At 27.3% G+C, this 8,117-nt stretch carries 7 protein-coding genes and 1 pseudogene; 7 read left to right on the plus strand and 1 reads right to left on the minus strand.

What is annotated here, in order from left to right; genetic code table 11:
* On the minus strand, window positions 1-382 hold a 382-nt coding region (locus ACWYO2_RS03725), incomplete at its 3' end, for a UvrD-helicase domain-containing protein (protein ID WP_455515156.1).
* 314 nt (window positions 383-696) lie between these two features.
* Here ACWYO2_RS03725 and ACWYO2_RS03730 point away from each other — a divergent pair.
* From ACWYO2_RS03730 to ACWYO2_RS03760, 7 genes and pseudogenes are all read left to right on the plus strand, one after another.
* Complete coding sequence (locus ACWYO2_RS03730; RefSeq protein WP_455515157.1) at window positions 697-1,863, plus strand: ROK family transcriptional regulator; 1,167 nt, start codon at window positions 697-699, stop codon at window positions 1,861-1,863.
* A gap of 47 nt (window positions 1,864-1,910) precedes the next feature.
* The gene (mglB, locus tag ACWYO2_RS03735; protein WP_455515158.1) at window positions 1,911-2,936 is read left to right on the plus strand and encodes a galactose/glucose ABC transporter substrate-binding protein MglB; all 1,026 of its coding nucleotides are present in this window, start codon (window positions 1,911-1,913) and stop codon (window positions 2,934-2,936) included.
* 61 nt (window positions 2,937-2,997) lie between these two features.
* Window positions 2,998-4,494: a galactose/methyl galactoside ABC transporter ATP-binding protein MglA gene (gene mglA, locus ACWYO2_RS03740; protein ID WP_455515159.1), complete on the plus strand. Its 1,497-nt coding sequence runs from the start codon at window positions 2,998-3,000 to the stop codon at window positions 4,492-4,494.
* A gap of 9 nt (window positions 4,495-4,503) precedes the next feature.
* Window positions 4,504-5,598, plus strand: a complete 1,095-nt coding sequence (gene mglC / locus ACWYO2_RS03745; protein ID WP_455515160.1) for a galactose/methyl galactoside ABC transporter permease MglC — start codon at window positions 4,504-4,506, stop codon at window positions 5,596-5,598.
* 6 nt (window positions 5,599-5,604) lie between these two features.
* Window positions 5,605-6,735 (plus strand): annotated as a pseudogene (locus tag ACWYO2_RS03750) (galactokinase).
* Window positions 6,732-7,778 (plus strand): aldose epimerase family protein, encoded by a 1,047-nt coding sequence (locus ACWYO2_RS03755; protein WP_455515161.1) that lies wholly within the window; start codon window positions 6,732-6,734, stop codon window positions 7,776-7,778. The pseudogene ACWYO2_RS03750 and the gene ACWYO2_RS03755 overlap by 4 nt, the downstream one beginning before the upstream one ends.
* Before the next feature lie 13 nt (window positions 7,779-7,791).
* The coding region (locus tag ACWYO2_RS03760) for an NAD-dependent epimerase/dehydratase family protein (RefSeq protein ID WP_455515162.1) at window positions 7,792-8,117 on the plus strand (326 nt) is incomplete at its 3' end.

Consider the following 8,117-nt stretch of genomic DNA (forward strand, 5'->3'; position numbering starts at 1 on the left):
AATCATATTTTTTTATTATTTTTTTAATTATACTTCTTTGATCGTTACTATCATATACATTAAAATTTGTTCCATATCCTATTCTTTCAGAATATATTCTTAGAAGTCTTAATGCAAAAGAGTGAAAAGTAGTAATAAATATATCTGTATTAGAACCTATAAGACTTTCAGCTCTTTCCTTCATTTCTTTAGCGGCTTTATTTGTAAAAGTAAGAGCTAATATATTTTTAGGATTAATATTTTTTTCTTTAATCATATGTGCAATCTTAAAAGTAATAGTTCTTGTTTTACCACTTCCAGCACCAGCTAGTATAAGTGTTTGTCCTTCTAATATTTCAGCAGCTTTTTTCTGCATGTCATTTAAATTATCTAAAATACTCAAATAAATCTCTCCCTCTTTATATATTATAGTATAGATATTATACACTTAATTTTTTATTTTTTCAATTTAAGAAAATTGTTTTTAATAAATTTTTTAATTAATTATGTTTTCACTTTTTTTAATTATTATGTATATATTTTAAATCTTTTTTATAAAAAATAAAAAATAGTAAAAAAAGTTTTTTTGTGTTATTATAATGATAAAAGACATTTTATTTTAAGCTTTTGGGATTTAGGTTAAAAAAGTTGGATATAAAATATAAAAAAAAAAGGTTTTATTTTATTTTTCTAGCTATACTATATTAAGGATGAGATATGAAAAAATTAAATTCAACAGATTATGAAGTTTTAGAATTGATTTCCAGTAATAAGGAAATTAGTAGAACAGAATTGACTAAATATTTAGATTTATCACCCGCAGCAATATCTAAGATGGTAAAAAAATTAGTTTCGTTAAACTTGATAGTAGAAGAAGGAGAGCAAGTTTCAACTGGTGGAAGACCTAGAAAGATATTGAAAATTAATAAAAAATATAGAAAGATAATAGCAGTTAATTTTGGTGCAGGATTTATAGATGTTTCTATTGCACATTTAGATGGAGATATAATTGAAACTGTTAGAAAAACATTTCAATTTAAAACATCTGAAAAATTAAAAATGTTATTATCAGATGAAATACAAAGATTGATTGATACATATAGCAAAAATCAAATAATAGGTATAGGTCTTTCAATAAATGGTGTTGTAGATAGAGAAAAAGGTATATCTGTATTTTCACCACATTTAAAATGGAATAATTTGAATTTGAAAGAATATTTTGAATTAAAATATGGAATACCTGTTATAGTTGATAATGATGTTAGAAGTATGATGAGAGCTGAAGTATTTAGATTGAAAAAAATGGGTATAAGAAATGCTATGTATTTATATGTCAAAGACGGTATAGGCTCTACTTTTATGATAAATGGCGAAGTATTTGAAGGTGAAAGTCATTGTGCTGGAGAAATAGGTCATTATGTTATAGATTATAAATCTAATCATAAATGTAAGTGTGGTAAATATGGTTGTTTAGAAGCAGAAAATTCGGCTTCTATAATCAAAGAAAAAATTAACTGGGAATTAGAAAAAAATGAAAAACCACTATATAATGGTGATTCGGAAAGTTTATTTAGCAAAGCTGAAAATGGAGATGAACCATATAAAAGTGTGGTAGGGAATTCAAGTAGAGAAATAGGAAGGGTTGTAGGAAATGTTCTTAATATATTAGATATAGGGAATATTATAATCGCTGGTAGTATACTTGAAGCTAAGAAATTATTTATTACTAATTTTGAAAAAGGAATTTATGATAATTTAACTTTAAATTTTGGTAATAGAGTGAATATATTAACTACGCAGTATGGAAATATAGTTGAAAAATATGCTGCAATTAACCTAATAATAGAAAATCTATTTATAGGTAAAAAGTTAATTAGTAAATAGGATAATAAAACAATTTTATTATATAATTTTATTTAGAGGTGAGGAAAATGAAAAAAACATTAATGAGTTTGTTTATGGTACTAGGTTTAGTATTCTTTGCAATATCATGTGGTGGCAAAACTGAAGCTAAGGCTGAAGAAGGTGCTAAAAACTTTAAAATAGGAGTTACATGGTACAAATACGATGATAACTTTATAGCTGGAATGAGAAAAGATATGGAAGCTATTCAAGCTGAACAATTCAAAAATTTAGAATTATCAATGAATGATTCTCAAAATTCACAAGCTATATTAAATGACCAAGTTGATACTTTAATTTCTAAAGGTGTAAACTTATTAGCTATAAATTTAGTAGATCCAAGTGCAGGACAACAAATTATAGATAAAGCAAAAGCTGCAAATATACCTATAATCTTATTTAATAAAGATCCAGGTGTTGACGCTTTAAATAGTTATGATAAAGCTTACTATGTTGGAAATGATCCTAAAGAATCAGGAATATTCCAAGGTAACACAATAGTTAAACAATGGAAAGCTGATCCTAAATTAGATAAAAATGGTGACGGTGTATTACAATATGCTATGTTAATAGGGGAACCAGGACATCCAGATGCAGTTGCAAGAACTGAATATTCAGTTAAAACAATAAATGAAGCTGGAATTAAGACTGAAAAACTTTATGAAGATGCAGCTAACTGGGATGCAGCAATAGCTAAAGATAAAATTGATTCATTCTTATCAGGACCTAAAGGTGCAGCAGTTGAAGTTATAATCTCTAATAATGATGGAATGGCATTAGGTGCAATAGAAGCTATGAAAGCTCATAATGTAATGTTACCAATATATGGTGTTGATGCTATACCTGAAGCTTTAACTTTAATTGAAAAAGGTACTTTAAGTGGTACAGTATTAAATGATGGTAAAAACCAAGCTTTAGCTATATTACAATTAGCTAATAATATATTAAATGGAAAAGACCCAGTAGAAGGAACAAATTGGAAATTAGTGGATAAAGCAGTAAGAGTTCCTTACGTTGGTGTTGACAAAGATAACTATAAAGAATTTGTAAGATAATAAAAAAATGAAAAAAGCCACTGTTATAGTGGCTTTTTCACTAAAAAGAGGTGAAAAATTAATGAGTAAAGAAAACTTTGAATATGTTTTAGAAATGAGTGGAATCTCTAAATCATTTCCAGGAGTTAAAGCTCTAGATAAAGTTAATTTAAGAATAAGACCTAACAGCGTTCATGCTTTAATGGGTGAAAATGGTGCTGGTAAATCAACATTGATGAAATGTTTATTTGGGATATATAAAAAAGATGAAGGTGAAATTAAGTTAGAAGGAAAAGAAATTAGTTTCTTAAATTCTAAAGATGCTCTTGAACATGGAGTTTCAATGGTTCACCAAGAGTTAAATCAAGTTATTCAAAGAAATGTTATGGATAATATTTGGCTTGGAAGATATCCAACAAAACATGGATTAGTTGATGAAGATAAAATGTATAAAGACACTAAGAAAATATTTGATGATTTAGATATAGATGTTGATCCACGTGCAAAAGTTGCAACATTGAGTGTTTCTCAAATGCAAATGCTTGAAATTGCAAAAGCTGTATCATATAATTCTAAAGTATTGATATTAGATGAACCAACTTCATCTTTAACTGAAAATGAAGTACATCATTTATTTAGAATAGTTAAAAAATTACAAGGAAGTGGAATAGGTATAGTATATATCTCTCACAAAATGGAAGAAATTAAAGAAATTTGTGATGAAATAACAATACTTAGAGACGGTCAATGGGTTTCAACTTCTAAAGTTGAAAATTTAACAACTGATCAAATAATAAATATGATGGTTGGAAGAGATTTAAGTAATAGATTCCCTGATAAAGACAGTAAGCCAAGTGATACAATAATGGAAGTTAGAGGTTTAACTACTAAAGATATTAAAGATGTAAGTTTTGATTTGCATAAGGGTGAAATTTTAGGTATAGCAGGATTAGTAGGATCTAAGAGAACTGAAATTGTAGAAACAATATTTGGTATTAGAGGTAATTATGAAGGAAGCATAAAAATACATGGTAGGGAAGTTAAAATAAAATCACCTAATGAAGCTACTAGAAATGGGTTGGCATTGATAACTGAAGAAAGACGTTCAACTGGTATATTTGCTATGTTAGATATTAAATTTAATTCAATAATATCTAATTTGAAAAAATATTCTAGATTTGGTTTATTAAGTGATGCTAAGACAAGTAAAGATACAAGATGGGTAATAGATTCAATGAAAGTTAAGACACCTAGTCAAAGTACAAGTATAGGTTCATTATCTGGAGGTAATCAACAAAAAGTAATAATAGGAAGATGGTTATTAACAGAACCTGAAATATTAATGATGGATGAACCAACAAGAGGAATAGATGTTGGAGCTAAATTTGAAATTTATCAATTGATGATAGATCTTGCAAAGAATAATAAAGGAATTATTATGATTTCATCAGAAATGCCTGAATTATTAGGAATAACTGATAGAATTATAGTAATGAGTAATGGTAGAATAGCAGGAATTGTTAATACAAAAGATACTAATCAAGAAGAAATCTTGAAATTAACAGCTATGTATTTATAGGAGGAAAAAATGGACAAATCTCAATTAAACAAAATTAAATTTGATGGAGAAACAGTAAAAAAAACTAAGAATTTTTTAATAAATGGAGGAATATATATAGTTTTATTATTATTATTTATATTAATAATAATGAAAGATAGTTCATTCTTAAGTTTCAGAAATTTAATAAATATTTTACAACAATCATCTGTTAAAATGATAATAGCCTTAGGTATAGCAGGTATTATAGTAACACAAGGAACAGACCTTTCAGCTGGGCGTCAAATAGGTATAGCAGGATTAATTTCAGCTACACTTTTACAATCACTTGCAAATCCTAATAGAATATATAAATTTATGAATTCTACTGGATTTATGTCTAATATAGGTAAAGCATTAGGTTTTGATAAAGATCCTACTTTATTTGTTTGTTTAATTACTTTATTACTTGTTATGATTATAGGTGGAATTATAGGTGGAGTAAATGGAATTCTTGTATCAAAATTTGATATAGTACCTTTCGTTGCTACTATGGGTATGATGATTATAGCTTATGGGGCTAACTCTTTATACTATGATTATACAGGTTCTACTCCAGTTGCTGGTTTTGGTGAAAGATATAGTTCAATAGTTAGTAGTTTCCATGTAGGAAGTTTCCATTTCCCTAAATTAATAGTATATGCAGTTATTGCTATAGTGGTTATGTGGATTGTATGGAATAAAACAATATTTGGTAAAAACTTATTTGCAGTAGGAGGAAATCCTGCAGCCGCTAAGGTATCAGGAGTTAATGTTACTAAAACTTTAATAATAGTTTATATAATAGCAGGTGTTATGTATGCTATGGGTGGATTCTTAGAAGCAGCTCGTATTGGATCTGCATCAAATAACTTAGGTAACCTTTATGAATTAGATGCGATGGCAGCCTGCGTTGTTGGAGGAGTTTCATTCTCAGGAGGAGTTGGAAAAATTTCTGGAGTTGTTACTGGGGTTATAATATTTACTATGATAAACTATGGATTAACATATATAGGTGTAAATCCTTATTGGCAATATATAATTAAAGGTTTAATAATAATAGTTGCTGTTGGTATAGATATGTTAAAATATAAGAAGAGAAATTAATAGAAAATCATAGGTGAAAAAAAATGGAAAAATAGGTCTTTCACACCAGGGAGATTGAATTGAATTGGAGAACATACAGATTATAACGGAGGAAATGTATTCCCTTGCGCAATAGACAAGGGAACTACAGCTCTTGTAGCAAAAAGAGAAGATAAAAAATGTAGATTTTATTCTACTAATTTTGAAAAATTAGGTATAATTGAATTTGATATAACTAATTTAAAAAATGTTAAGGAACATGATTGGGTAAATTATCCTAAAGGAATGTTTAAAGCATTTATAGATGGAGGATACGATATATTACATGGATTTGATGTATTACTTGAAGGGAATATACCAAATGGTGCTGGACTTTCATCTTCAGCATCAGTTGAAATGGTTATAGGAACAATGATAAAACATGAATTTGGATTTGATATATCAGTTTTAGATATAGTTAAATATGGGAAAAAAACTGAAAATGAATTCATAGGTGTTAATTCAGGTATAATGGATCAATTTGCAGTAGGATTTGGGAAAAAAGATAAAGCAATATTACTAGATTGTAACACATTAGTATATGAATTAGTTCCTATAGTTTTAAAAGATGAATATGTAGTAATTTCAAACACTAATAAGAGACGTGGTCTTGCAGATTCTAAGTATAATGAAAGACGTGCAGAATGTGAAGAAGCATTAGCAGAATTACAAACTAAGCTTGATATTAAATCACTTGGTGAATTATCTGAAAAACAATTTGAAGATAATAAATATCTTATAAAATCTGAAGTAAGACAAAGAAGAGCTAAACATGCAGTATATGAAAATCAAAGAACTTTACAAGCTAAAGAAGCATTAGTAAAAGGAGAAATAGAGTTATTTGGAAAATTGATGAATGCTTCACATGTATCTCTTAGAGATGATTACGAAGTAACAGGTATTGAACTTGATTCACTTGTAGAAGCTGCTTGGGAAGAAGAAGGAACAATAGGTTCTAGAATGACAGGTGCAGGTTTTGGTGGATGTAGTGTAAGTATAGTGAAAAAAGATAAAGTTGATGATTTTATAAAAAATGTAGGAAGAAAATATACTGAAAAGACAGGACTTGTTGCTGATTTTTATATAGCTAACATAGGTGATGGGGCAAGAAAATTATGATTAGTGTAGAAAGTATATATTTAGGTAAATATGAAAATAAAGATATATATAGATATATACTTAAAAATGATAATGATTTTGAAGTACATATATTAAATTTAGGTGGGATAATTAATAAAATATTAACTAAAAATAAAAAAAATGAAAAAGTAAATGTTGTTTTAGGTTATGATTTTTTTGAAAAATATGTATCAGATCCAAGTTATGCTGGAGCAATAATAGGACCTACATCAGGTAGAATAGATAATGGTATTTTTAAAATAAATGATGTTCAATATAATTTAGAAATTAATTCAGGTGAGCACGCTAATCATGGTGGTAAAGGTGGATTAACATCAAAAGTATTTGAGGTTGAAGAAATTGAGTACAAGGATATGAAAGGTGTTGAACTTTCATATTCTTGGAAGAATTTAGAAGCCGGACATCCAGGAAATATGAAATTTTATATTAGATACTTTATAAATGATAAATCAACTTTAAAAATTGAGTTTTATGCAACGAGTGATAGAAAGTCATATGTAAATATGACTAATCACTCTTACTTCAATTTATCTGGTAATTTAAGTGAAAATGGAGATAGTCAATATTTGATGATAAATTCAGATAAGTTTTGTGAAGTTAAATCTAATATGATACCTAATGGGAAATTAATAGATGTAAAAAATAGTGCTTTTGATTTTAAAAAACCAACTATAATTAAAGAAAATATTGATAAAGGTTCTAATCAGTTTAATATTACAAGAGCTATAGATCATGGATTTGTACTTAATAAAGATGGAATTGATGCAACTCTTTATTCTAAAAGTTCTGGAATAAAGATGTTTCTTAAAACAAGTCAAAATGTGTTAGTTGTATATACTGGTAATTATCTTGATGATGTTATTCCATTTGATAATGTAAATAAAAATACAAGATATATGGGTATAGCACTAGAAGCACAAAATTATCAAAATGGTATAAATATAGAAGAATTTGATTCTAAGCTTACTACACCTGTTTCTCCATATTATGAAGAAATAGAATATATATTTAGTGTAGAATAATAAGGAGGATAAAATGAAAAATGTTTTAGTAGTAGGTGGAGCTGGTTATATTGGTTCACATACTGTAAAAATGTTAAAAGATGCAAAATATAACGTAATAATATATGATAATTTATCTAAAGGACATAGAGAAGTTTCTGAAATTTTAGATGTTAAATTGATAGAAGGTGATTTAGGAGATAGAGATAAATTAAAAGAAGTATTTGAAAATGAGAAAATTGATATAGTAATGCACTTTGCTGCTTTTATAGAAGTTGGGGAATCAGTACTTGATCCAGGAAAGTATTATGAAAATAATGTTGGTAAAGTAATAAATTTATTAAATCAAATGGTAGAATC

The organism is Pseudostreptobacillus sp., from assembly GCF_977040545.1.

What these genes read in the sequence shown, in the direction of transcription:
- ACWYO2_RS03730 (WP_455515157.1), top strand. Translation starts at nt 697, where the DNA reads ATGAAAAAATTAAATTCAACAGATTATGAAGTTTTAGAATTGATTTCC.
- ACWYO2_RS03755 (WP_455515161.1), top strand. Translation starts at nt 6,732, where the DNA reads ATGATTAGTGTAGAAAGTATATATTTAGGTAAATATGAAAATAAAGAT.
- mglB (WP_455515158.1), top strand. Translation starts at nt 1,911, where the DNA reads ATGAAAAAAACATTAATGAGTTTGTTTATGGTACTAGGTTTAGTATTC.
- mglC (WP_455515160.1), top strand. Translation starts at nt 4,504, where the DNA reads ATGGACAAATCTCAATTAAACAAAATTAAATTTGATGGAGAAACAGTA.
- mglA (WP_455515159.1), top strand. Translation starts at nt 2,998, where the DNA reads ATGAGTAAAGAAAACTTTGAATATGTTTTAGAAATGAGTGGAATCTCT.